This is a genomic window from Paraburkholderia fungorum, assembly GCF_046027215.1.
Lineage (GTDB): Bacteria > Pseudomonadota > Gammaproteobacteria > Burkholderiales > Burkholderiaceae > Paraburkholderia > Paraburkholderia fungorum_D.
In genome coordinates this window covers 520,671-543,387 of the sequence record NZ_JAQQEN010000002.1, presented here as the reverse complement: position 1 = coordinate 543,387, position 22,717 = coordinate 520,671, and the positions used below count along the sequence as shown (strand labels likewise).

The 22,717-nt window shown below is 62.7% G+C and carries 20 protein-coding genes; 11 read left to right on the top strand and 9 right to left on the bottom strand.

The annotated features are described in order from the left end of the window. Position 1 precedes the first annotated feature (1 nt). The 5 genes from PQR27_RS23130 to PQR27_RS23110 all read right to left on the bottom strand — a co-directional run bounded on the left by PQR27_RS23130 (position 2) and on the right by PQR27_RS23110 (position 4,037). A complete protein-coding gene (locus PQR27_RS23130; RefSeq protein ID WP_408525974.1) occupies positions 2 to 1,129 on the bottom strand; it encodes a LysR family transcriptional regulator in 1,128 nt (375 codons plus the stop codon). A 163-nt stretch (positions 1,130 to 1,292) separates the two neighbouring features. Further along, positions 1,293 to 1,694: a response regulator transcription factor gene (locus PQR27_RS23125; protein WP_408525973.1), complete on the bottom strand. Its 402-nt coding sequence runs from the start codon at positions 1,692 to 1,694 to the stop codon at positions 1,293 to 1,295. 169 nt (positions 1,695 to 1,863) lie between these two features. Next, complete coding sequence (locus tag PQR27_RS23120) at positions 1,864 to 2,523, bottom strand: response regulator transcription factor (RefSeq protein WP_408525972.1); 660 nt, start codon at positions 2,521 to 2,523, stop codon at positions 1,864 to 1,866. A 194-nt stretch (positions 2,524 to 2,717) separates the two neighbouring features. Further along, positions 2,718 to 3,110 carry a DUF3331 domain-containing protein gene (locus PQR27_RS23115; protein WP_408525971.1) on the bottom strand — a complete coding sequence of 131 codons (393 nt, stop codon included), beginning with the start codon at positions 3,108 to 3,110 and terminating at the stop codon, positions 2,718 to 2,720. Positions 3,111 to 3,578: 468 nt separating this feature from the next. Further along, positions 3,579 to 4,037, bottom strand: a complete 459-nt coding sequence (locus PQR27_RS23110) for a hypothetical protein (RefSeq protein ID WP_408525970.1) — start codon at positions 4,035 to 4,037, stop codon at positions 3,579 to 3,581. 216 nt (positions 4,038 to 4,253) lie between these two features. On the opposite strand from PQR27_RS23110, the gene PQR27_RS23105 reads away from it, so the two are divergent. The 8 genes from PQR27_RS23105 to PQR27_RS23070 all read left to right on the top strand — a co-directional run bounded on the left by PQR27_RS23105 (position 4,254) and on the right by PQR27_RS23070 (position 12,659). After that, positions 4,254 to 5,045 (top strand): YkgJ family cysteine cluster protein, encoded by a 792-nt coding sequence (locus PQR27_RS23105; protein ID WP_408525969.1) that lies wholly within the window; start codon positions 4,254 to 4,256, stop codon positions 5,043 to 5,045. A 258-nt stretch (positions 5,046 to 5,303) separates the two neighbouring features. Then, positions 5,304 to 6,047, top strand: coding sequence for a 2Fe-2S iron-sulfur cluster-binding protein (locus tag PQR27_RS23100; RefSeq protein WP_408525968.1), 744 nt, complete (start codon positions 5,304 to 5,306; stop codon positions 6,045 to 6,047). Positions 6,048 to 6,060: 13 nt separating this feature from the next. Continuing rightward, complete coding sequence (locus PQR27_RS23095) at positions 6,061 to 7,062, top strand: FAD binding domain-containing protein (RefSeq protein ID WP_408525967.1); 1,002 nt, start codon at positions 6,061 to 6,063, stop codon at positions 7,060 to 7,062. After that, positions 7,059 to 9,281 (top strand): xanthine dehydrogenase family protein molybdopterin-binding subunit, encoded by a 2,223-nt coding sequence (locus tag PQR27_RS23090; RefSeq protein ID WP_408525966.1) that lies wholly within the window; start codon positions 7,059 to 7,061, stop codon positions 9,279 to 9,281. The genes PQR27_RS23095 and PQR27_RS23090 overlap by 4 nt, the downstream gene beginning before the upstream one ends. A 91-nt stretch (positions 9,282 to 9,372) precedes the next feature. Continuing rightward, on the top strand, positions 9,373 to 9,960 hold the full coding sequence (locus tag PQR27_RS23085; protein ID WP_408525965.1) for a nucleotidyltransferase family protein: 588 nt from the start codon (positions 9,373 to 9,375) through the stop codon (positions 9,958 to 9,960). A 108-nt stretch (positions 9,961 to 10,068) separates the two neighbouring features. After that, positions 10,069 to 11,619 carry a UdgX family uracil-DNA binding protein gene (locus PQR27_RS23080; protein ID WP_408525964.1) on the top strand — a complete coding sequence of 517 codons (1,551 nt, stop codon included), beginning with the start codon at positions 10,069 to 10,071 and terminating at the stop codon, positions 11,617 to 11,619. Between the two features lie 78 nt (positions 11,620 to 11,697). Then, positions 11,698 to 12,402 (top strand): PIG-L deacetylase family protein, encoded by a 705-nt coding sequence (locus PQR27_RS23075; RefSeq protein WP_408525963.1) that lies wholly within the window; start codon positions 11,698 to 11,700, stop codon positions 12,400 to 12,402. Positions 12,403 to 12,506: 104 nt separating this feature from the next. Then, positions 12,507 to 12,659 (top strand): hypothetical protein, encoded by a 153-nt coding sequence (locus PQR27_RS23070; protein ID WP_408525962.1) that lies wholly within the window; start codon positions 12,507 to 12,509, stop codon positions 12,657 to 12,659. 99 nt (positions 12,660 to 12,758) lie between these two features. On the opposite strand, the gene PQR27_RS23065 is transcribed toward PQR27_RS23070, so the two are convergent. Genes PQR27_RS23065 through aepX form a run of 3 tightly spaced genes read right to left on the bottom strand, consistent with a single transcriptional unit; the run spans position 12,759 to position 16,722 of the window. Next, on the bottom strand, positions 12,759 to 13,826 hold the full coding sequence (locus PQR27_RS23065; RefSeq protein WP_408525961.1) for a 2-aminoethylphosphonate aminotransferase: 1,068 nt from the start codon (positions 13,824 to 13,826) through the stop codon (positions 12,759 to 12,761). Continuing rightward, entirely contained in the window at positions 13,826 to 15,001 is a 1,176-nt protein-coding gene (gene aepY / locus PQR27_RS23060; RefSeq protein WP_408525960.1) for a phosphonopyruvate decarboxylase, read from the bottom strand. Before aepY ends, PQR27_RS23065 begins: the two co-directional genes overlap by 1 nt. Continuing rightward, on the bottom strand, positions 14,998 to 16,722 hold the full coding sequence (aepX, locus tag PQR27_RS23055; RefSeq protein WP_408525959.1) for a phosphoenolpyruvate mutase: 1,725 nt from the start codon (positions 16,720 to 16,722) through the stop codon (positions 14,998 to 15,000). Before aepX ends, aepY begins: the two co-directional genes overlap by 4 nt. Positions 16,723 to 16,787: 65 nt before the next feature. Here aepX and PQR27_RS23050 point away from each other — a divergent pair, with 65 nt between their 5' ends. After that, positions 16,788 to 17,165, top strand: a complete 378-nt coding sequence (locus tag PQR27_RS23050) for a hypothetical protein (protein ID WP_408525958.1) — start codon at positions 16,788 to 16,790, stop codon at positions 17,163 to 17,165. A 440-nt stretch (positions 17,166 to 17,605) separates the two neighbouring features. On the opposite strand, the gene PQR27_RS23045 is transcribed toward PQR27_RS23050, so the two are convergent. Next, positions 17,606 to 18,741 (bottom strand): IS3 family transposase gene (locus tag PQR27_RS23045; RefSeq protein ID WP_408525957.1). Its coding sequence is split into 2 segments (ribosomal slippage): positions 17,606 to 18,483 and positions 18,483 to 18,741, totalling 1,137 coding nucleotides; the frame shifts between segments, so codons are not numbered across the junction. A gap of 259 nt (positions 18,742 to 19,000) precedes the next feature. Here PQR27_RS23045 and PQR27_RS23040 point away from each other — a divergent pair. Continuing rightward, a complete protein-coding gene (locus tag PQR27_RS23040) occupies positions 19,001 to 21,586 on the top strand; it encodes a hybrid sensor histidine kinase/response regulator (RefSeq protein WP_408525956.1) in 2,586 nt (861 codons plus the stop codon). Between the two features lie 37 nt (positions 21,587 to 21,623). Continuing rightward, a complete protein-coding gene (locus tag PQR27_RS23035) occupies positions 21,624 to 22,544 on the top strand; it encodes a DUF72 domain-containing protein (RefSeq protein WP_408525955.1) in 921 nt (306 codons plus the stop codon). The last annotated feature ends 173 nt before the right edge of the window (positions 22,545 to 22,717 follow it).

Genomic DNA, 22,717 nt, shown 5'->3' with positions numbered 1-22,717 from the left:
GTCATGACATCATGGCGTACTCTTCGCTACAGTGCTTCGGTTGTAAAGCAGCTATCACGTCGCGGGCACCAGGCCGGGCCGGCGCTCTGAAGAACTCGGCACAGAAATCGACGAACGTCCTGAGCCTCGCGGGAAGCAGTTCCCGGTGCGAATAGAAGAGGCATATTTCAACGTTGCTGTCCGATGTCGTGCACTCCGGCAAGATGTGCACGAGATGTCCCATGTCGATATCTTCACGAACCATCGTCTCAGGTAACGTGGCGATGCCGGTCCCCGTCAGCGCTGCAGCCCGCAGCAGGACTTCGTTACCATCCATCGACGACATGGGCGACACGCTCACTCTGCGGCCCCCTTCGAGCAGATCGATAAATTCCGCGCTCTTCTTCCTCGACTCGGGATCGACGAGAAGAAAGTGATTGGCGAGCTTCGAGGCGGTTTCGGGTGTACCGTATTGCGCCAGATAAGCGGGGGACGCGACGAAAATGCGCGGCGATCTACACAGCGTCCGGCGAATCACGGCGGATTGCTCGACAAGATGGGGCGGAAGAATCGCGATATCGAAACGACCGTCATACAGATTCGCCGCGCCATCCTGGACGGAAACGACAAGACTCACATTGGGCGCGATGGCATGATAGCCGCGCACCAGTCGGGAGAAAGTTTCGCTCACCAGCATCGGATGCACGACAAGCCGCAGCCGGCCGCCATCGACTTCCTGCTCCTGGGAAATGCGACGGTTTGCTTCATCGAGCTCTTCAAGCAAACGGCAGCAAATCAGATAGTACGGCTGTGCGGCTTCTGTCAGGGAAACGGACCGGGTTGTCCTGAGCAAAACCCTCGTCTGGATGCACCCTTCGAGCTTGGCGATCGCTTTCGATATTGATCCGGTGGTCACATTCAGGGATTCGGCGGCCTTGCTAAAGCTTTGATACCGCGCAGCCGCGACGAATGCCCGCAACATGTAAAGCTGATCCATCTCGCACCTCACTGGCAAATTCACGAAGAAAATATCCAGCCGCCCAGCACTGTCAAAGACGACGACAATCCTGGCGAACCGTCTGCGCGTGTAGCCCAGGTCGCGCGGTCGCAACCGCTCGCACACTGTCCGAGGCGGCGCCAGATTAGACAAGCATCGTATTGAGCTTCGGCCTGACTGAAGGGTAAGCGCGAACGCCGCGCGATCCTATCGTCCGATGTAGTGTTATGCGTTGTGCAGTCGCATGTTCGTCTAATACGTTCGGATGCTTCAGGCAGGCTTCAGGTAGGCTTCGCGTTGAAGCGGTCAGCGACGATCAGGTGGACGAAGGAGACGTCGACTTGTCCCGCAGTATCTCGTCGATCAGCGCGAGCAGTCGCGCGTCGTCGAGTGGCTTTGAGAAAAAACCAGCGGCACCGACAGTTTTAGATCTGTCGAGAAGGTCCTGGGTCGCGTAGGCGGTAATGAAAATGACAGGAACCGGCCGATTCCATTGCGTGATGGACTCAAACAGCGCAAACCCGTCCATATCCGGCATGTGGATATCCGCGACGACAAGGCGCAGTTTCGAACGACGGGCGTCATTCAGAAGGTCGTTTGCGGACGGATAGGCAATTACCTTCCAGTTTACTGAACGCAGCAAACTGGTTGTCGCCAACCGGACGGATTCGTCATCGTCCACAACCCCAATCACAGCCGAGGAGGGTTTTGTTCTCATCTCAGGTTCGAAGGCCAAAGGACGCAGAAACGGCTGAATCCTCTAGACAAATTAGCAAGCCGCTCACAAAGCGGCAATAAGACCTTCGAATGATTTTGCCAACAGTTCGTATTAGTCGGGACAGACCCCGACGCTGCTGGATTTGCCTGATACCCGCTAGGGGAAAACGCTATCTCGCACCCTCGTGGGCAGGCACGACCTGCTGCAACTTCCTGACGACGTCAGGCACTGAACGCGCGTTCAGCTTGTGCATGGCCTGGGCCCGATGGATCTTGACCGTCACTTCACTCAGGCACAGACGGTCGGCGATCTGCTTGTTCAATAGTCCGTCTGCCACCAATCTGATGACTTCCCGTTCGCGAGCCGTAAGCGAGTCGTATGTTTGACGAATGCCCGCAACGATCCTTTCCTGACGTCTCGCCTCGCTATCTCTTTTCAGAGCGGCTGCGATGGTATCGATCAGATCCTGATCCCTGAACGGCTTTGTCATGAAATCGAAAGCACCCGCCTTCATTGCCTTGACGGACATCTCGATGTCACCGTGGCCGGTCAGAAATATGACCGGCAAACGCACGCTTTCTTTAAATGGCTCCTGTTGCAACGTCAAGCCGCTTGCGCCTCGCAGGCGAACGTCAAGAACGAGACAACTCGGCACGTCTGGCATCTCCGCGGCGAGAAAATCGTCAGCCGACTCGAATGCCCGCACATGAATTCCGACCGACATGAGCAGAGAGGTTAACGCCCCTCGAATAGACTCATCGTCGTCGACCACGTAAACAACGGCGTCCGGTAACGATTCACTGCCCGTTCCAACGTTGCTGTAGTTCATCGCCTAATCTTCGAGAAGTCTCGTTACGGAAAGCTTCCTCCGATCCTTCACGTATATTAAGCAATGCCCGCGCTTATAGCCACCCTTTGCGCACCGCCCCCATTTTAAGGGGCGCTGTAACGTATACCTTTACTTATCGGCAAGATCCTTCCACCCTGCAAGCGAACTTGCTGCTTCCCGTCGCGAACGAGCGGTCACCGATTCGTCCAGGCCAGTTCCACGGCGTCTATCACCGACGCAAGAATCATCGCTCTGGCGTTCACTGGTGCGGGCTTCGACTGACGCGGATGAAAGATCCGATCTCCCCTTTTGATTCCCGCGCCGCTCATCGCGCAGACGCCCGAAGCCTTTGCCCGCGCGGCTCTCCAGATCTGTGCGCCGTAGAAACAGCTCGTCGCATCCCGCCACGCAATCGTGACTGACGATGCGCTTGTCCGCTCTATGAGACTGACCACCAGATGCAGCGAGGGGGCGGTGCTGAGCACCGCGTCGTGGCCGAAGGAAGCGCAGCGTCGCGCTGTGAACGGCATCTCATCGCGGACAACGGGGATCTGCGATCCGCATGACAGAAGTCGTATCGTCTGCATCCATGGATCGGTTTGGCTAGCAAGCATGGTCCTGCTCCTCACGAAAGGGGACGTTGCACTTTCGCTGCGCGAACTCGAGGCTGCTGCGAACACCTTGGATACACCGAGCGGATACACCGTGGCTCGTGCGATCGAGGCTGACTGTCGCCGTGTTACGGAAAGATATCGAAACCGATGCTTCACCACTAGTCGTTCGTGCGGATGTGCGATTCATCACATCGTCCGCCCTCGCCATACCTTGGGATAGGACGCCCGAGAATGCAAGGCGTTGGTTTCACTGCAGGCAAACACGACACAGGTCCACTGTGCGCCGATACACGTTCTTGTTGAGCCACGGGACGAACGTATACTCATCGTAAGCATTACTGCCGACAAAGATCCAGTTGTGCAATACGTAAGACATATCCACCTCATCAAACAACCGCGTGGACACGCAACCGGATGTCTGCACGATCGGGACCTGGGATGCTACTGCTGCCGAGAGTGTTTTTCTCGTGAGGATGCAACGCCGAATGCAATCACACATGCGGCCTTACTGAAGCATTCGACCATCGAGAACATCGCAATCGCGAAGGATTGCTTGAATTCCATCGGCAGCGCGGGTGCGATCGCCAGGACGCTCGCAACACAGATAAAGACAAACGTTTCGCGAGCGAAGCGTGTTTTGGCGACGGCGGCAAGACCTATGCCGACCACTACCAGCTTCGACACGAGCAACGCGAGCAGTCCGGCTTGAGCGCCGGACACGCCCAGTTCCAGCGGGGCTTCAATTAACGACCACCCGCAGACAAAAAGTATGAGTGCTTTGAACACCCGCTCGGAAAGTGCATTCACTTTGTTTGCATCAGTCTGAACCCAGCGTGATGCTGAAAGGAGCGCGTCGTCGCGCAGACTGGTCGCCGAATCTGCGATTGGCTTCACATTCACGACTCTGCCTCCTGTCTGCTGCGCGCGAGACGACCTCGCTCGCCATAAGACCAAGGTAGACGCCACAGCCCCGCAAAACCATTGTACGAACGGGTACCATCCCCTCTAAGAAAGCGTATGGCACTCATACCGCCGTATATCGAATGGCATCAGAGACCGGCAAGCCAACCGGCTTCTGGCTCGATGAGTTCACGGCCCCTTATGCTCTGAAGAGGGATGAACGCGCGAATCCTCGAACACCACTGCAAGCCGGATAACAAGCTCACGCCAGGAAAAAACCGTCCTGAATGTTCGCGCTATGGAAACAGTTCGTTATCCATGCAAGCAGTAAAATTCCACGCGATTCAACGAGGACCGGATCGGGGAATGACAGAACGAGTTATCAGCTTTAGTCAGCGCGGCCTCGCCAGTCCAGAAGAAGTTCAACGGCGCATGGCCGCTGGGCCGCACGTCGTGAATGAGCGCAGGGGGCGTATTCGGGCACGGCTTGAGCCGCACATGTCGGCCTTCAATCGCGAAATCGCGGCCCTTCTGAATGCCAGGCGCCCCCTCGATTACAAGATTCCCGCATTTTGGGAAATCGTCGACGAGATCGCCGCGTTCAATGGCGATGACGTTGCGTGCCGTAAGGGCTGCTCCCATTGCTGCTATACAGCCGTATCGCTTCCGCATGAAGAAGCCGGCGTTATCGCGCGCCGTATCGATCGCATGCCAGCCAAAGCGAAACCACGCGACAACGCGGCGAGCATGGCACCCGGTTATGACAATCCATGTCCATTCCTCGTCAACGAAGAATGCTCGATCTACGACAACCGGCCGACGGCCTGTCGCACGCGCTTTAGCCTCGACGTCGATGCGCTGATGTGTGAACTGACGCCGCCGGAATTCAGGCAAGTCCCGCTGATGGATAACCTCTCGCAGCAGGCCGTGCTGTTACGCCTCATCTATTCCGTGACGGGCAAGCGACCGAATCTGGGTGAGATTCGCGAGTTTTGGCCGAAGCAATAATTGGTGGACTCGCCACGCCGCACAAAACAGTCTTTCGTTTTACACCTGCAAAGACGGCCCTTCCGCATATTTACTTTCCTGTTCGTTAAGCGCAACGTCCGTGGTTGACACGCGCGGCTGCGGCACACGCGTCGTGGTCACATGCCGTTGCATTCGCAACGGCATTGAAATTGCTGAATGACTTGCCATACCGCGACGTATCCCCTGCCCGTACGTCGCCAGCCTGCATTGACCTTTCAATGGAGCGAGCAGAACGTCATGTCTACGGATAACAAGCGTCCCGGTTCAGGCGGCGAGCCCGCTGACCCTCCACGCCAACCTTCGCGCCGCCGTTTTCTGCAATCGGCTGCCGCGGCCGCCACCGTCGGCGCGGCGCCGCATTTGCGGGCGCAAACACCAAACCCCGCCGCGCCGCCGGCTGCCGAAGTGCGTGCGCCGGTGCCGCCGCGCCCCGTCACGTTGAGCGTCAATGGTCGCGCTTACACGCTGCAACTCGAGCCACGCGTGACCCTGCTCGACGCGCTGCGTGAATATGCCGGCCTGATGGGTACGAAAAAGGGCTGCGACCGCGGCCAGTGTGGCGCCTGCACCGTGCTCGCCGACGGCCGACGCATCAACGCGTGTCTGACGCTCGCCGTGATGCACGAAGGCGAAGCAATCACCACGGTCGAAGGGCTCGCCACCAGCGGTGCAAGCGGTGCCTTAAGCCCGCTCCAGCGCGCCTTCATCGAACATGACGCGTTCCAGTGCGGCTACTGTACGCCCGGGCAGTTGTGTTCCGCGACTGCCCTGCTAAACGAATTCCGCAACGGCACGGCCAGCACCGTGACGGCCGATGTGCGCCGCCGCCCGCCACAACTGTCCGACGACGAAATCCGCGAACGCATGAGCGGCAATATTTGCCGCTGCGGCGCGTACGCGAATATCGTTGCTGCCGTGCGCGCGACGCATGACGGCGCCGGCAGCGGCAGCAACAACAGCAATAACAACGGCAACGCCTGACGGAGCGACCAGCATGGATGCGATCTCTTACGAACGCGCCGTCGATATCGCCAGCGCCGTGCGCGCGGTGCAGCAACCGGGGGCGGTATTCATCGGCGGCGGCACCAATCTGCTCGATCTGATGAAAGGCGGCGTGGCGCGGCCGCTGCGGCTGATCGATATCACGCACATCAGCGGACTCGATACGGTCACCACGCTGCCCGATGGCGGCATCCGCATCGGCGCACTGGTGCGCAATAGCGATGCGGCCAATCACGCGCTGGTGCGCGAGCAGTACCCGTTGCTTTCACAGGCCTTTCTGGCCGGCGCGTCGCCGCAGCTACGCAATATGGCGACGGTCGGCGGCAATCTGCTGCAGCGTACCCGCTGCGGTTACTTTTACGACGCCGCTTTCACGCAATGCAACAAGCGCGCGCCGGGTAGCGGTTGCGCCGCGCTCGAGGGGCACAATCGCATGCATGCGATTCTCGGCGCCAGTTCGCAGTGCATCGCGGTGAATCCATCGGATATGAGTGTCGCGCTGGCCGCGCTTGATGCCGTGGTGCGCGTGAATGGCCCCGCGGGTGAGCGCACCATTCCGATTGCGGATTTTCACCGGCTGCCGGGTGACCGGCCCGATGTCGATAACACCTTGCAGGCGGGCGAACTGATCACCGCAGTCGATCTGCCGCCACCGTTGTTCAACGCGAACGCCCACTATCTGAAAGTGCGTGACCGCGCCAGTTACGCATTCGCGCTGGTCTCGGTTGCCGCTGCCTTGCAGATGGACGGCGAGCGCGTGCAGGTCGCGCGCATCGCATTGGGCGGCGTGGCGCACAAGCCGTGGCGCGCCAGCGTCGCGGAGCAGATACTCAACGGCCAGCCGCTCACTCAAACGGCGTTGCATAACGCGGCCGCCGCCGCGTTACGCGATGCGAGGCCGCAGCACGACAACCGTTTCAAGGTGCAGCTCGCGCAACGCGCGATCGTGCGTGCCGTCAACCAGGCCGCGGGCCGCGTGGGAGGTGTCGCATGACACTGATCGGTCAACCGTACGACCGTATCGACGGTCAGCTCAAAGTCACCGGTGAGGCGCGCTATGCCGGCGAGTTTCCCGAAGCGCGGCTCGCGCATGCAGTGCTCGTCACCAGCACGATTGCGAGTGGCACGATTGCCTCGATCGACGCAAGCCGCGCGCAGGCGCTACCCGGCGTGCTACTGGTGATGACCTATCAGAACGCGCCGCGTCTGCCGAACGGCGGCAAGTCGACCCTCGCGCCGCCGGCCGGGCGCCGCCTGTCGCTCCTGCAGGACAACCAGGTTCACTACAACAACGAACCTGTCGCGGTGGTGGTTGCCGATACGCTGGAGCATGCCACCGACGCCGCACGTCAGTTGCGCATCACCTATCAGGGCAGCGCCGCGACGCTCGATTTCGCGCAGGCCAAACTGAACGGACACGCGCCCGACAAACCGCAAGGCCGCACCACCGACACGCAACGCGGCAGCTTCGAAGACGGTATGCAGAGCGGCACGGTGCATGTAGACGCCGTCTACACCACGCCGATCGAGCATCACAACCCGATGGAGCCACACGCTACTCTCGCGCGCTGGGACGGCCCGCAACTCACGCTCTACGATTCGACGCAAGGCGTCACCGGCGCCGCGCAGGCGGTCGCCAAAACGTTCGGCATGTCGCCCGCCGATGTGCGCGTGATTTCGCCGTTTATCGGCGGCGGCTTTGGTTGCAAGGGTTCGTCGTGGTCGCATGTGTCCTTGTGCGCGATGGCCGCGAAGCAGACCGGGCGCCCGGTGCGCCTCGTGCTGGAGCGGCCGCAGATGTTCGGGCCGGTCGGTGCGCGTCCGCGTACCGAGCAGCATTTCGTGCTCGCCGCGCGGCGCGACGGCACGCTGACCGCGATGCGCCACGACAGTATTTCCCACACCTCGATGATCGAAGACTGGACCGAGACCTGCTGCATGGTCACGCGCATGCTGTACACCGTGCCCAATCAGATCACCACGCACCGGATCGTGCCGATGAATGTCGGCACGCCCACCTTCACGCGCGCGCCTGGCGAGGCGACCGGTTCGTTCGCCATCGAATCGGCCATGGACGAACTCGCGGCCGCGTTGAAGATGGACCCGCTCGCGCTGCGGCTGAAGAATTACGCCGAGGCCGATCCGCAGGAAAACAAGCCGTGGTCGAGCAAGGCCTTGCGCGACTGCTACCAGATCGGCGCGGAAAAATTCGGCTGGTCCCGGCGCACCAGCGCACCACGTTCGATGCGCGCCGGCAACACGCTGATCGGCATGGGCATGGCGAGCGCGACCTATCCGGCCAATCGCAGCGAAGCCGCGGCCATCGCGCGGATTCTGCCCGACGGCACCGCCATGGTCGCCTCCGGCACGCAGGACCTCGGTACGGGCACCTATACGGTGATGACCCAGGTCGCCGCCGATGCGCTCGGCTTCGCGCCGGCAAGCATCCATTTCGCGCTGGGCGATTCGTCGCTGCCAAAAGCGCCGGGGTCGGGTGGCTCGCAATCGGCGGCAAGCGTCTCGCCCGCCGTGCGCGACGCGGCGAGCCAGGCACGCAGCCAGTTGATCGCGCTCGCACTCGCCGACGAGGCCTCGCCCGTGTACGGCATCGCACTCGACGACATCACCGTCGAAAATGGTTGGGTGATGAGCCGCTCGCAACCGGCGAAACGCGATCCGGCGGCAGCGATCATCGCGCGTTCAGGCGGCAAACCGGTCGAAGCCACTTCGACGGTCAAACCCGGCAGCGAGAAACAGCAGTACTCGTTTCACTCGTTCGGCGCAGTGTTCGTCGAAGTGCATGTCGACGCCGATCTCGGCACGATTCGCGTGCCACGCGTGGTCGCCGTGTATGACGTGGGGCGCGTGCTGAACCAGAAAACCGCGCGCAGCCAGATGATGGGCGGCATCGTCTGGGGCGTGGGGGCGGCGCTGCAGGAAGAGACCCTGCTCGATGTGCGCTATGGGCGTTTCACCAACGCGAATCTCGCTGAGTACCACGTGCCGGTGAACGCCGACATCGGCTCGTTCGATATCACCTTCCTCGACCGGCCCGATCCGTACATCAACTCGCTCGGCGTGCGTGGAATTGGCGAAATCGGTATTACGGCGGTGCCCGCGGCGATTGCGAATGCGGTGTATCACGCGACCGGTGTCCGCGTGCGCGATCTGCCGCTGACGCTCGACAAGGTGATGGGCGGGATACCGGTTTGAGAGGCGAATGCGTTGGCGCATGCATTGGCGCTTGCCTGGCGCCGCGTTGCATCGCACAATCGACTTCATCCTTTTCTACCGGTGCCCGCCCATGGCTTACGCTTCGCTTGCCACCGGCGTGTTGCTCGCCGCCGGCCTGGGCTCGCGCTTCGATGCGGACGGCCTGCATAACAAGCTGCTCGCGCGCATGCCCGATGGCACGCCGGTCGCGCATGAAGCCGCGCACCGGCTGCTGCGGGTGGTCTCGCGAGTGGTGGCCGTGGTGCGGCCGGGCTCGGACGCGCTCGCGCGCCTCCTGAACGACGTCGGTTGCGAAGTGATCTTCGCCGCGGGCGCCGAGCGCGGCATGGGCGCGAGCCTCGCGGCCGGCATCGAGGTCAGCGAGGACGCCGAAGGCTGGATCGTCGCGCTCGCCGACATGCCGCGCATCGCCAACTCGACGATTGAAGCCGTAGCGCGATCACTGGACGGCGGTGCCTCGCTAGTCGCGCCGTTTTACCTCGGTCAGCGCGGCCATCCGGTCGGCTTCGGCATCGAACACCGCGACGCGCTGATGACGCTCGACGGCGATACCGGCGCGCGCGCGCTGCTGATGTCACAGCATGTGATGCGGCTGGATGTCGACGACGCCGGCATTCTGCGCGATGTGGACACGCCCGAAGATCTGCGCAACGTCTAACGCGAACGCGGCGCTCGCAGGCCAGCAGGCTTGATCCAGGCCGGGCTCCGGGCGCATACTGTATATCCATACAGTATTTCTGCCGCGCGAAGCGCGTGAACCCTCAGCGTGAAACCCATTCCGATCGAACCGTTTTTTGCCGCCTGGCGCCACGCCGCGCGAGCACTGCTGCGCCAAGGCGTCGAGCCGTCGCAGATCGAATGGGTCGAGTTTGCAGGCGAAGCGGTGGCTGGCCATGACGGTCTGGGCACTGCGCACGATGCGCGGCTTTCGGCAGCGCCCAGCGCAACGAGCAGGTTTAGCGCAAGCGCGCCGGATTCCGAGTCCGCTTCTGCCGCCGCGAGCACCGTCGGTACAGGCGTCGCTGCGGCCATTCCCCGAGAACTGCTCGCCCGGCTGAAAGCGGCCGCGTGCTTCCGGGCGCCGGACCGCTGGGCGCTGCTCTATCGCGTCCTGTGGCGCTGGACGCACGGCGAGCGCCACGTCCTCGATCTCGCGGACCCGGACGGCGCGCTGCTGAATCAACGCATCCAGGCCATCGAACACGAAACCGGGGATCTGCTGATACTCACGCTGTTCAGACGACGCGATCCGTCGATGGGGCTGCCGGAGTTCGTCGGCTGGTACGAGCCGCATCATGACGTGCTGGAGCGTGCCGCCGCGCGCTTCGCCGCCCGCATGGGCGATTCCACGTGGATGCTGGCAACGCCGCACGGCGCAGCCTTCTGGAACGGCACGCTGTTGCGCATCGGCCGGCCCATGACAGAAGCATGCGGAGAAGCCTCGTACGTCTCAGCCGCGAGCGCCATGACCGGCGAAGCCATCACCAGCGAACCCACCGAAGCGCTCTGGCTCGCGTACTACGCCAGCGCCTTGAATGCCGAACCGTGTCCCGTGCCGTTGCGCTACTGGAAAATGCCGCCAGCCGGTCCGCCCCTGCCCGCGCACCTCGCGCGTGCGCGCAGCCGGCTCGGCGCGCAAAGCGCCGCCGTGACCGTTCCAGACGCACCGCCTATCGAGTATTCCGCGGTCACGCCGCCCCTGCGCGAGCCCACCGGGCCGCTTGCCACCTGCCGGCGCTGCGCGCTATGGCGTAACGCGAAGCAGGCGGTCGCGGGCACGGGGCCGGCGGATGCGGCAATCATGGTGCTCGGCGAGCAGCCCGGCGAAGCCGAGAACCAGCACGGCGAGCCCTTCACGGGCGCGGCCGGCCAACTGCTGGACACCGTGCTTGCGCGCGCCGGCCTCGAGCGCGCGGCGTTGTATCTGACCTATGCCGTCAAACACTACAAGTGGGAAACGTTCGACCAGCAGCGGGTCCACCGCACGCCCGCCTGGCGCGAAGTGGAAGCGTGCGAATACTGGCTCGAAGAAGAGTTGACGCGGATCGCGCCGCGCGTGGTCGTCACGCTCGGCGCAACCGCCCTCAAGACGCTGACCGGCCCGCACATCAATCTGTCCGAATACCTCAATCAGACCATCGCCCACGGTGGACGTCTGATCGTGCCGACCTGGCATCCGTCCTATGCACTGAGAACCGCCGACGCACGGCTGCGCGAGGATATCGTGGCGACGATCGTCAAGGCGTTCGGCCGAGCGGCCAGGCACGCCGCTTGCGCAGCCCACGACGGCCGCGCAAATCGCGCCGATTCCGCCTAAGCTGATGTGACGCCGCGATTCTCGCGCAGCACCCGCGCGTCGAAAGCGGCCCGCGCGTTCCACACCACCCTACGATCCATGAGCGAAACCAGCCCGCGTCTCTTTATCGTCTCGCCCCATTTCGACGACGCCGTTTTCAGTTGCGGCGCGTTGCTCGCCGCGCATCCCGACGCTGCCGTCTGCACCGTATTTGCTGCATCGCCCGAGCAGGAAATGCACACCGAATGGGATCAAAGGTCGGGTTTTACCGGCGCGCATCAGGCCATCCACGAGCGCACCCTCGAGGACGATCGCGCGCTCGAGGTACTCGACGCGATTCCGCTGCGCATGCCGTTTCGCGACGGCCAGTATTTCGATTCGCCATCGATCAGCCGGATGGCGGCGGCGCTCGAAGAAACCATTTACCGCTCGACGGCCAACACGTTGCTGATGCCGTTGGGTCTCGATCACCCCGATCACGAACGGGTGTTTCAGGCCTGCTGCGAGATCTTGCCCAGGCTCTCGCATCTCACGTGGTTCGGCTACGCGGAAGCGATTCACCGCCGCACGCCGGGCGTTCTCGAGGCGCGCTTCGCGGATCTCGCGAAACGGGGCATTGTCGCGACGCCGGCCCATCCGAGCGCCAGCCATAAGATCGACATCCAGCGCCAGACGCTGCTCAAACGTGAAGCCGTGAATGCTTACGAGAGTCAGTTGCGCGCATTCGGCGCGGGTAACTACGACGACATTTTTGCCGCCGAAACATACTGGCAACTCAGCGTGAGCCGCCGCGCGAAAAAGTAAGGGATGCGGCGCGTGCTGAATCGCCTACGCTTGAAGGGAACGGCCGGCGTGTGGTCGAGCGCCTGTGGCCGTATCGGCTTCCTTCTCCACTCAAGGGTGATGCCATGAGCTACGACATGCATACCAGTCCGATTCCCGATCCGCACGCGGATCCGACCCGCGACCCGGAGGGCGATCCGCTGGTGCCGCCGTCGCCGGGTCATCACAACGAGGAGCCGCAGCGGCCCGATGGACCGCCGGACAAAGACCCGGTTTGAGACCCCGGAACTGAACCCGGTCGAGGGCCGGGTCGAGTCCCGGGTTCAGTTCCGGTTCGAACTCCATTCAGCGCGACGAACGCCGCGCCCACGCCCGGATTAGCGCGTCAGTTCGGTAAAACCTTGCAGCAGGCGATCGATATCGACGGCGTGGATATTGCCCATCGTCGAAATGCGGAACAGTTCCGCCGACAGCCCGCCCTGCCCCGCGTAGATGACGAATCCGCGCGCCTTCAGCGCATCGTGCAATTGCGGATACGATACGCCGGCCGGCAAGCGGTATGCACGCAACACCACCGACGATTGCTCCGGCGGCAATACGCTGCCGATGCCCCGCTCCGCCAGACCCGCGCGGGCTTGCCTCGCGAGCGCCGCATAACGCGCATGACGCGCGCGCCAGCCGCCTTCGTCGGCGAGTTCGCGCAGCGCTTCGACGAGCGCGTAATACGCATGCACTGACGGCGTGAACGGCGTATTGCGCTGATCCTGCAAGCGCGCAAGACGCCCGAGGTCGAGGTAATACGTACGGCTCGCCGCCTGGGCGAGCGCCGCGCGCCGCACCAGCACGAACGACGCGCCCGGCACACCGTGCAGACATTTGTTGGCGGTGGCGGCGACGGCGTCGAGGCTCGCATCCGCGAAATCGATCGCTTCCGCGCCGAAGCTGCTCACGCCGTCCACCAGCAGACGCAGCCCGCGTTCGCGGCACAATGCGCCGAGCGCCTGCAGATCGTTCAGCCGGCCCGTCGTGGTTTCGTGATGAATCACCGCGACGTGCGTGAACGCTTTGTCCGCGTCGAGACGTTCGGCCAGCTTCACGAGATCCGGCGCCTGCATCCAGTCATGTTTCAGCGCTTCATGCGCGATGCCGTATTGCGCGGCGATTTGCGAAATGCGCTCGCCGTACACGCCGTTCTCGATCACCAGCAGTTTGCCGTTCTGCGGCACCAGGGCGGCGGTCATGCTTTCCACCGCCGCCGTACCGGAGCCGGTCATCAGCACCGCTTGCCATTCACCCGCATCGAGCCCGTAGAGATCGACCAGACGCGTGCGCGCCTCTTCCTGCAGGTCGAAAAATTCGCTTTCGCGATGACACAGATCCGTTTGCAACAGGCTGTTGCGGACGCGTTCGGTCAGCGTCACCGGGCCGGGATTGAGCAGCAGCATTAGCGCACTCCTTGCGTGGCGCCGATGTGGTGCATCAGGCGCGTCTTCACATCGGGCGGGGTGATGGTGGGACGTGGCAGGCCGTCAGGCGTGCCGCGGCGGATCGCCAGACGCGCGAAGCGCGGACCGTCGAGCGGCGCTGCATCGAACAATTCGTCGATCACGTTCAGGTCGTCGCTTTCCACCGCCGAGGCATAACCGCACGCGGCCGCGACACCGGCAAACGACACCTGCGCCGACACGGTCGCCTGGCCGCCGGTCGAATCGTGCGCGCCGTTGTCGAGCAACACGTGCGTGAGATTCGACGCACCGTACGCCCCGAGCGTGGCGAACGCGCCCATGCGCATCAGCGCGGCGCCGTCGCCGTCGAGCGCGACCACGTGCAGATCGGGACGCGCAAGAGCAAGACCCAGCGCGAACGGTGTCACGCAACCCATCGAGCCGACCATGTACAGCTGGTTCGGGCGGTCGTCGATCGCATACAGTTCGCGGCCGCAAAAGCCGGTCGACGCGAGCACGACCGTCGATTCCAGCGGCGTGCGCGCGATGACTTTCTGCAATGCGTCGTGCCGCGACGCCAGCTCGTTGGCCGCCACGTTTCCGAACGACGAACGCGGCGCGGCCGGCACGCGGCGCGCACCTGCCGTGCTTTCCTTCAACTCATACGGCGCGACGCTGCCCTTTTGCATGACGAGCGCATAGGGACGACCGGTTTCATCCATGTGAGCAGTGGCGCGATCGAACGCCGGGCCGATCGCGTCGGCTTCGGTCGGGAACGTCTCCCATGGGATTTCCATCGTGTCGAGCATGGCGGGCGTAACCGGGCCCATCAGCGCGTGCTGCGGTTCGTCGGCGACACCGGGCTGGCCGCGCCACGTGACAATCAGCAATTGCGGCAGACGGAACGTCCACGTGAGCGACGTGAGCGGGCTCACTGCGTTGCCGAGGCCGGAGTTCTGCATCATCGTGATGCCGCGGCGGCCGTTCTGCGCGCCGAGCGTGACACCCGCGATCAACGCGACGGCGTCGCCCTCGTTGGCCGCCGACACGTAGTGCAGCGATTCGTCCTGCAGCACGTAGTTGATAAACGGCGTCAGATACGAACACGGCACGCCTGCATACCAGTCGAAGCCGCGTTCGCGCGCCGCCTCGACGAACTGTGCTGCCTCGATCATTGCGCGGCTCCGCTGGCTGCGTCCCTGGCCTGACTGCCGACGGCTGCCGTGAACGGCTTTTGTGCGTGGGCAAAATCGCCGGCGCGACGGAAGTCTTCCAGATCGTTCACGCCGCGCCAGTGGCCGTGCACGTATTGCACCTCGATCGATTCACCCGCTTCGATCAGCGCGTTCAGCAGCGCGGGCATATCGAGCGAATCGAAGTCCGGGCGCGCCTGCAAGGCAGCGACTACCGTTTGCAGACGCCCGCGCCCTTCACCGCGCACATTCAGCAGACCCACCCAGCGGCCATGCGGTGTTTGCGAAGCGATGGCCGACGATGCCGCCTGCCCGCTCGACACGTGACGTAGCGTGACCTTGTTGCCGAACAGACCGCGATCGTCGCTTGCCGAGCACCATGCGAAATCGCGCACGCTGGCGTTTTCCGCATCGGTCAGCGACGAATCGACCACCACGCTGAATGCCGCTTCGCTTTCGACCAGATCGCGCAGGATGTAGCTGCGGAACAGCAGATCGCCGTACGAGATGACCGTGTCGCCCGCGACCTTATCGATCGCGCAGGCGAGCGACGCGAGTTCGCCGGTTTGCGCGTGACGTTCGTTGACGACCAGCTTGATCCCGGCCGTATCGATCGCATCGGCGCGATATCCGCCGACCACGGTGATGTCGTTGACGCCCTGCTTCTTGAACGCATCGACGAGCCAGCGCAGCAGCGGCTTGCCGGCGATCGGTAGCATGACTTTCGGACGATCTTCCGTGACCGCTTCGAGCCCCGTGCCGCGGCTGGCGGCGAGCACGACAGCCGCGCCGGCTGCACGGCCGCTCGACAGATAGCGGTCTTCTGCTTCCGAGTATTCGTCCGCGTCCTGCAGACGGAAGATTTCATTGACGGCCGCGATGCTGTCTTCGACGTTGACGAGCGTTTCGTTCGTATGAATTTCCTTGGCGACTGCCTGCATCGCCGAGGTGGCTGCGCGGATCAGATGATTCGCCCAGATGACCGTGCTGATACCGGCTTCGCGAAACACTTCGGTGGGCGTGCTGTAGTACTTGGTCGGCACGATGACGAGCGGGCCGCGGCCTGCCCATTCGCGTGCGAACTCGAGGATTTCGTCGGGGCGCGAGAGCTTCGAGTGAATCAGGATCGCGTCCGCGCCGGCTTGCCGATAGGCTTCTGCGCGGCGCAGCGCTTCGTCCATGCCCCAGCCGGCGATGAGTGCTTCGACGCGGGCGACGATGGAGAAATTTTCATCGGACTGCGAGTCTTTACCCGCTTTGATCTTGCCGCAGAACTCATCCATATCGGCGAGCGGCTGTGCTTCGCCGTTGATAAAGCTATTGGTTTTGGGGAATTGCTTGTCTTCGATACAGACGCCGGCGATGCCGCGTTGTTCGAGCTTGCGCACGAGGCGGCGCACGTTATTGAAGTTACCGTAGCCCGTATCGCCGTCGAGGAGGATGGGCAGATCGCTGGCGTCGGCCATGAATTCGAGCGTGTCGACGACTTGCGTCCAGCTTGCTTCGTTGTTGTCGCGCACGCCGTATTGCGCCGAGATCGCGAGGCCCGAGCCCCAGATCGCTTTAAAGCCTGCTTCGCGGACGATTCGGGCGGAGAGACCGTTGTGGGCCTCCATCATGAATTCGAGTTCGCTGCTAATCAGCATCTGGCGCAGGCGCGCGCTGCGGGAAGCGGGGACGAATGCGGGTTCGCGGGCGTTCATGATTTTGTCTTTACTCCTGGTGACGGGCGTAATTGGTGTTTTTTTGCCCGGCGGGCGGCTGGAAAATGGCGACTATAGCGGAATTTTTATTTATTCGTAGTAGTGGTGGCGGCGCTCCGCTTTTTGTTTTGGTGTTACGTGGAAAAATGTGTCGTTTTTTGCACTGCGTGCTGCTTTTTTCTGTTCTTTTTCTGGTGTTGGGGTTTTTTGGCGTTTTGTGGAATAGTTTTGATTTCTCCCTGCGGGGCTTGGGGTTGAAGGGTTTGTGGTTTGTTTTTTTATTCTGGGTTTTTGTGCTTTTTAATATCCCCCTCTTAAATGCTTTGCCTATTAATTTTTATATTGGTCTATTAGCGTTCCCCCTGTGCGGGGGGCACCTACTTTTCTTTGCCGCCGCAAAGAAAAGTAGGCAAAAGAAAGCGGCTCACACCGCTAATTCTTAAATGGGTCCCTGGCTTGGAGGGGATCGTGGTCCGATTAACGGATCACATCTCGGTTAATAACCGCCAGTGACACAGCCGTCATCCGCTCCCACTCCGCACTACGTGCGTCGCGGATGGGGCCACCACGGAAACCGCGCGCTTCGTTTGAGCGCGGTGGGGGGCCATCGGCTTCGCCTCGGCGAGGCGCCGAAACACACCAATGGTTTTGTGAAGTACCGCCCCGGCGCGCGCAGCGCCGCCGGAAGCATGACGGCCTGGTCACTCGCGAGAGCAGGTGCGCAGGCTCAATCTCTACGGAGCCACGATCCCCTCCAAGCCAGGGGACCCGCTTAAGAATTGGCGGTTGGAGCCGCTTTCTTTTGCCTACTTTTCTTTGCGGCAGGCAAAGAAAAGTAGGTGTGTAGTGGTCAAGTAAACCTGGACACCCGGAAAGGGGATTTTTAAAAAAGTGAAGCTTCGCGTTGTACTGGCGTTTGTCCGTCTGCAGCCGAATGGGGGCGACGGTAGTTATAAAAGTCGTCGATGTAGTCCCCGATGTCGCGTTCGGCATGTGCGTGATCGGGATACCCTTTTTCATCGATCCATTCACTTTTCAGGCTTCTAAAGAAGCGCTCTACCACCGCGTTGTCCCAGCAGTTTCCCTTTCTGCTCATGCTCTGGACCATGCCGTTTGCCTTGAGTTCGCTCACAAAGTGCGCGCTGGTGTACTGGCAACCCTGGTCCGAATGGAACATCACTCCGGGCGGTGGACGCCGTCGCTCCCGGGCCCGCTGTAAAGCCCTGATCACCAGCGCCGTATCGGGTTGCAGGGAGAACGCCCAGCCGACGATACGGCGCGAATACAGGTCCATCACGATGGCCAGATAAGACCAGCCCTGAAGCGTTCTCACATACGTTATGTCGCCTGCCCATACCTGATTGATCGACTGCGGCTCGAAATTACGCTCCAGCAGATTCGGCGCCACCTGCGCCTCGCCACTGCTCTTCTGATAGCGGTGCGTGCGCTTTCGGGTGACCACCAGTTGTGCCTGCTGCATCAGCCTGCGGGCACGATAACGGCCTACCGCGTGACCACGTTTTCGCAACGCTGCCGACATCCTGCGGCTGCCATAGCTGCAGCGGGTTTCGCGATGAATTTCACGCGCGGCCGTCATCTGCTCGCAGGGCGTGGAACCCGCCGGCGGGCGGGCGGCGAACGCGTAATAGCTGCTGCGCGCGAGGCCCATCACACGGCACGTCACACTGACCGGCCAGTCCTTCTTCAGTGACTGGATCACTTCGCGAAGCGATCCATTTCCTTGACGAAGAAGGCGGTGGACTTTTTTAGGATGTCGCGCTCCCTCTCGAGATCGGCAACCCTGGCCTCAAGTTCGCGGATCCGCCGGGCGTCTGCCTCGAGCTCCAGCACCGTTCGCGGCGGTTTGGCCTGCTGCTCGCGCCACAAGGCCACCCAGCGACGCAACGCAGTGTCGCCAACACCCATCGCCTCAGCGGCCTGCGCGTACGAATAGCCCCGGCTGACCACTAGCTGGACCGCTTCGGCCTTCAATTCTTCGGGAAAGTTCCGTCTGCTCATTTCTCACCTCAGTTGGAGAATTATCCCCTTTAGAGGTGTCCAGGATCATTGAACCACTACAGTGCCCCCCGCACAGGGGGAACGCTAATAAACCAATAAGCAAACAAGGCCAAAAAAGCCAGAACAGGAAATGCCGCCGCCAAAGGCAAAAACGAAACCTCAAAACCGTTGTAGCCTACAATAACCGCACCCCGCCGGCCCTGCCGTCACCCCGCGGAGCATCCCAGATGCCCTATGGCAAAAAAACCGGAGCGCAGCGATGCCCTTTCCGCTAAAAGACCACGGCTGCCCCGGCTGGAACGGGGAAATGGCCCACCGCATCAGCGGCTTCGATTGGGCCGCCACTGACCTCGGCCCCATCGAATCCTGGCCCCGCAGTCTGACCGCCATCGTCCAGCTATTGCTCGCCTCACCCGTGCCCCTTGTGTTGCTATGGGGAAAACCCGGCTACATGATCTACAACGACGCCTACGCAGTCTTCGCTGGCGGTCGTCATCCGTATCTGCTCGGCTGCCCGGTCGAACACGGCTGGCCTGAAGTCGCCGAATTCAACCGTCACGTGATGCGTACGTGTCTCGCCGGCGGCACCCTGTCCTACCGCGACAAGGAACTGGTCCTGCTGCGCGACGGCAAGCCCGAAGACGTCTGGATGGACCTCTACTACAGCCCGGTCGCGGACGACAGCGGCGCACCCGCGGGCGTGCTCTCGATCGTCGTCGAAACCACGGCGCGCGTCCTGACCGATCGCTGGCGGCAACGCGCGGAAGCGGAACTGCACGAGACCAACGAGCGGCTGCAACTCGCGCTCAATACCGGCGCGGTGCTCGGTACATGGGTGTTCGACGTGCGCACGGATACCGTCACCGGCGACGAACGCTTTGCGCGCACCTTCTCGTTACCCCTCGAAGAAGCCGCGAAGGGCGTGCTACGCAACACGGTCACGCAGATGACGCATCCCGATGACCAGGCGCTGATCGAACGGTTGAGCGCCGAAGCGATACGCACCGGCCAGCCGTTTCGCGTGGAATACCGGATTCGCCGGCCCGACGGCGAGTATGTCTGGGTGCAGGCGAACGGCCGCTGCGAGTTCGATGACCAGGGCGAGCCGAAGCGGTTTCCCGGTGTGCTGATCGATATTCACGAACGCAAGATCGCTGAACAATCGCTACGTCAGTTGACCGAAACACTCGAACAGCGAGTCGCCGATGCCATCGCGGCACGCGCGCTCGCGGAAGAACAGTTGCGCCAGGCGCAGAAGATGGAAGCGATCGGCGGTCTCACCGGCGGCGTCGCGCACGACTTCAACAACGTGCTGCAGGTGATCAACGGCAATCTGCAGATGCTCGCGGCCGAGGCCGGCGACAACCCGGTCGCGCTGCGGCGCCTGCGCGCGGCAACCGACGCCGTCAAACGCGGCGCCAAGCTGGCCGCGCACCTACTCGCCTTCGCACGCCGCCAGCCGCTCTCGCCCACCGTCCTGAATCCGCGTCGCCTGCTCGCCGGCATGAGCGAAATGCTGCATCGCGCGCTCGGTGAAACCGTCAAGGTCGAAACGGTCCTGAACAGCGATCTCTGGAACGTGCAGGCCGATCGCAACCAACTCGAAAACGCGCTGCTCAATCTTGCGATCAATGCCCGCGACGCCATGCAAGCCGATGGCACGCTCACGATCCGTGCGTCGAATCGCACGCTCGACCCCGCATTCTGCCGCGGCACGCCGGAGCTCTCGCCCGGTGAATACGTGGTGTTTTCAGTGACCGACACGGGCGCCGGCATGCCGCCCGAGGTGCTCCAGCGCGTCTTCGAACCGTTCTTCACGACCAAGCCCGACGGCCATGGCACCGGCCTCGGCCTGAGCATGGTGTTCGGCTTCGTCAAACAAAGCGGCGGCCATACCGTGATCGATAGCGTCGTGGGACACGGCACGACGGTCTCGCTATTCTTCCCGCGCTGTTGCGAGCCGGAAACGGTCGAGACGGTCGATCAGACCTCGGCGCCGGCCGGCGGCGGCGAAACGATCCTGGTCGTCGAAGACGACGCCGATGTGCGCCTGACCGCCGTCGAAATGCTCGCGCAACTCGGCTACAAGGTATTGACCGCGTCGAGCGGCGACGCAGCGCTCGAACTGATGGACAGCGACGTGCAGATCGATCTGCTGTTCACCGACGTGGTGGTGCCAGGCCAGGTGAAAAGCGTGGAAGTGGCGCAGCATGCCGCGGCACGTTCGCCCGCAGTGCCGACACTTTTCACCTCGGGCTATACGCGCGACGAAATCGTCCATCACGGCAAGCTCGACGCCGGCATCACCCTGCTCTCCAAACCCTACCGGCGCGACGATCTGGCCCGCATGGTGCGCAGCGTGTTGCGCGCGGGGGTGGTCGGGTTGCCGGATGGGCAGATCGCCGCTTGCGTGCCGCCCTCGGCCTACGATCCCGCCAGCGTGGCGGAAACACCGCCATCCCGTCCGCCCGGCACGCCGGCTCGCCTGCTGCTGGTGGAAGACGATACGGATTCGCGCGAAGCCCTCGGCGACCTGCTCGCCGCGCTCGGCCTGGATTGCACTGCGGTCGCGAGCGCCGAGGAGGCGCTGACGCGCGTGCCAGCACAACGCTACGATGTGCTGCTCACGGATCTCACCTTACCCGGCATGTCCGGCGACGACCTGGCGCGCGCGGTACGGCGTCTGCAGCCGGATATCCGTGTGCTGGTGGTCTCGGGCTACGGCCCGAACGCGCAGATCGGCGACGCCATTCCCGGCGCACGGCTGCTCGGCAAGCCGCTCGACATCGCGCAATTGCGGCGCGAGCTCGCGGACTGGCTCGATCACACCGAAGCCGCATCCTAGCGCCGCGCCAACGCAACCGAACCCCACGAGTGCGCCGATGGACATTCGATGCGGCACCGCAGGCTGGACCGACAAGACGCTGATCGCCTGCAAGCGCTTTTACCCGCGCGGCAGCAGCAGCGCCGAAGCGCGGCTGCGCTTTTACGCGTCGCAGTTTCCGTTGGTGGAAGTCGATTCGGCCTACTATGCGATGCCGTCGGCGACCAATTCGCAACTGTGGGTCGAACGCACGCCCGACGGCTTCACGTTCAATTTCAAATCGTTTCGCCTCTTCACCGGCCATCAGACTTCGCCGGATGCCCTGCCCAAAGACATTGCGATGGCGCTGCCCGACGGCATCACCGGTCCACGCAAGAAAAACGTCTATTACCGCGATATCCCGGCCGAGATCCGCGACGAACTATGGCGCCGCTACCTCGAAGCGCTCGAACCCTTGCGTCTCGCCGGCCGCCTCGGCGCCGTGCTGTTCCAGTTCGCGCCGTGGATCACGCGCGCGCCGGACGGCCTCGCGCTCGTCGAAGAATGCCGGGCGCGCATGGCGGGCTACGTGATGGCCGCGGAGTTTCGCAATCAGTCATGGTTCGACGAGCAACATGCAACATGGACACTCGATTTCCTGCGTGAGCGCAGCCTCGTGCATGTGATCGTCGACGCACCGCCGGATGTGACGAACCGCGTGCATACGGTATGGGAGGCGACGAACCCGCAACTCGCAATGGTGCGTCTGCACGGCCGCAATACCGAGACCTGGAGCGCCACCGGCGCGGCCAGCGCAGCCGATCGCTTCGATTACGACTACAACGACGACGAACTGACCGAACTGTCCACCTCGATCCGCGCCATCGCCACGCGAGCGGGCCGAACCCACGTTATTTTCAATAACTGTTTCGAAGATCAGGGGCAGCGCAACGCGAGGACGCTAATGAGCATCCTGGGGGCGAACGCAATTCTGCCGTGACCGGTTTCGACAAAGGCGGAAGGCGGTAACCGGCCCATTTTCAGCCGTTCGCGTTGGATTTTCGCCTTCATGCGCTGTCGCGCCGGAGGTTGGTCGACGGGGGCGCTCGTTGGGATTGCCTTCGCGCGCCGCCGCGATCAGGGGCACGACTTATCGCTTTTGTCTAGGTGCAG

Bases quoted from the DNA above. Each gene is read 5' to 3' on its own strand.
- PQR27_RS23075 (WP_408525963.1), top strand. From the start codon at position 11,698: ATGAGCGAAACCAGCCCGCGTCTCTTTATCGTCTCGCCCCATTTCGAC.
- aepX (WP_408525959.1), bottom strand. From the start codon at position 16,722: ATGAACGCCCGCGAACCCGCATTCGTCCCCGCTTCCCGCAGCGCGCGC.
- PQR27_RS23105 (WP_408525969.1), top strand. From the start codon at position 4,254: ATGAACGCGCGAATCCTCGAACACCACTGCAAGCCGGATAACAAGCTC.
- PQR27_RS23125 (WP_408525973.1), bottom strand. From the start codon at position 1,694: ATGAGAACAAAACCCTCCTCGGCTGTGATTGGGGTTGTGGACGATGAC.
- PQR27_RS23115 (WP_408525971.1), bottom strand. From the start codon at position 3,110: ATGCAGACGATACGACTTCTGTCATGCGGATCGCAGATCCCCGTTGTC.
- PQR27_RS23120 (WP_408525972.1), bottom strand. From the start codon at position 2,523: ATGAACTACAGCAACGTTGGAACGGGCAGTGAATCGTTACCGGACGCC.
- PQR27_RS23070 (WP_408525962.1), top strand. From the start codon at position 12,507: ATGAGCTACGACATGCATACCAGTCCGATTCCCGATCCGCACGCGGAT.
- PQR27_RS23065 (WP_408525961.1), bottom strand. From the start codon at position 13,826: ATGCTGCTGCTCAATCCCGGCCCGGTGACGCTGACCGAACGCGTCCGC.
- PQR27_RS23040 (WP_408525956.1), top strand. From the start codon at position 19,001: ATGCCCTTTCCGCTAAAAGACCACGGCTGCCCCGGCTGGAACGGGGAA.
- aepY (WP_408525960.1), bottom strand. From the start codon at position 15,001: ATGATCGAGGCAGCACAGTTCGTCGAGGCGGCGCGCGAACGCGGCTTC.
- PQR27_RS23095 (WP_408525967.1), top strand. From the start codon at position 6,061: ATGGATGCGATCTCTTACGAACGCGCCGTCGATATCGCCAGCGCCGTG.
- PQR27_RS23035 (WP_408525955.1), top strand. From the start codon at position 21,624: ATGGACATTCGATGCGGCACCGCAGGCTGGACCGACAAGACGCTGATC.
- PQR27_RS23090 (WP_408525966.1), top strand. From the start codon at position 7,059: ATGACACTGATCGGTCAACCGTACGACCGTATCGACGGTCAGCTCAAA.
- PQR27_RS23050 (WP_408525958.1), top strand. From the start codon at position 16,788: ATGGCGACTATAGCGGAATTTTTATTTATTCGTAGTAGTGGTGGCGGC.
- PQR27_RS23100 (WP_408525968.1), top strand. From the start codon at position 5,304: ATGTCTACGGATAACAAGCGTCCCGGTTCAGGCGGCGAGCCCGCTGAC.
- PQR27_RS23085 (WP_408525965.1), top strand. From the start codon at position 9,373: ATGGCTTACGCTTCGCTTGCCACCGGCGTGTTGCTCGCCGCCGGCCTG.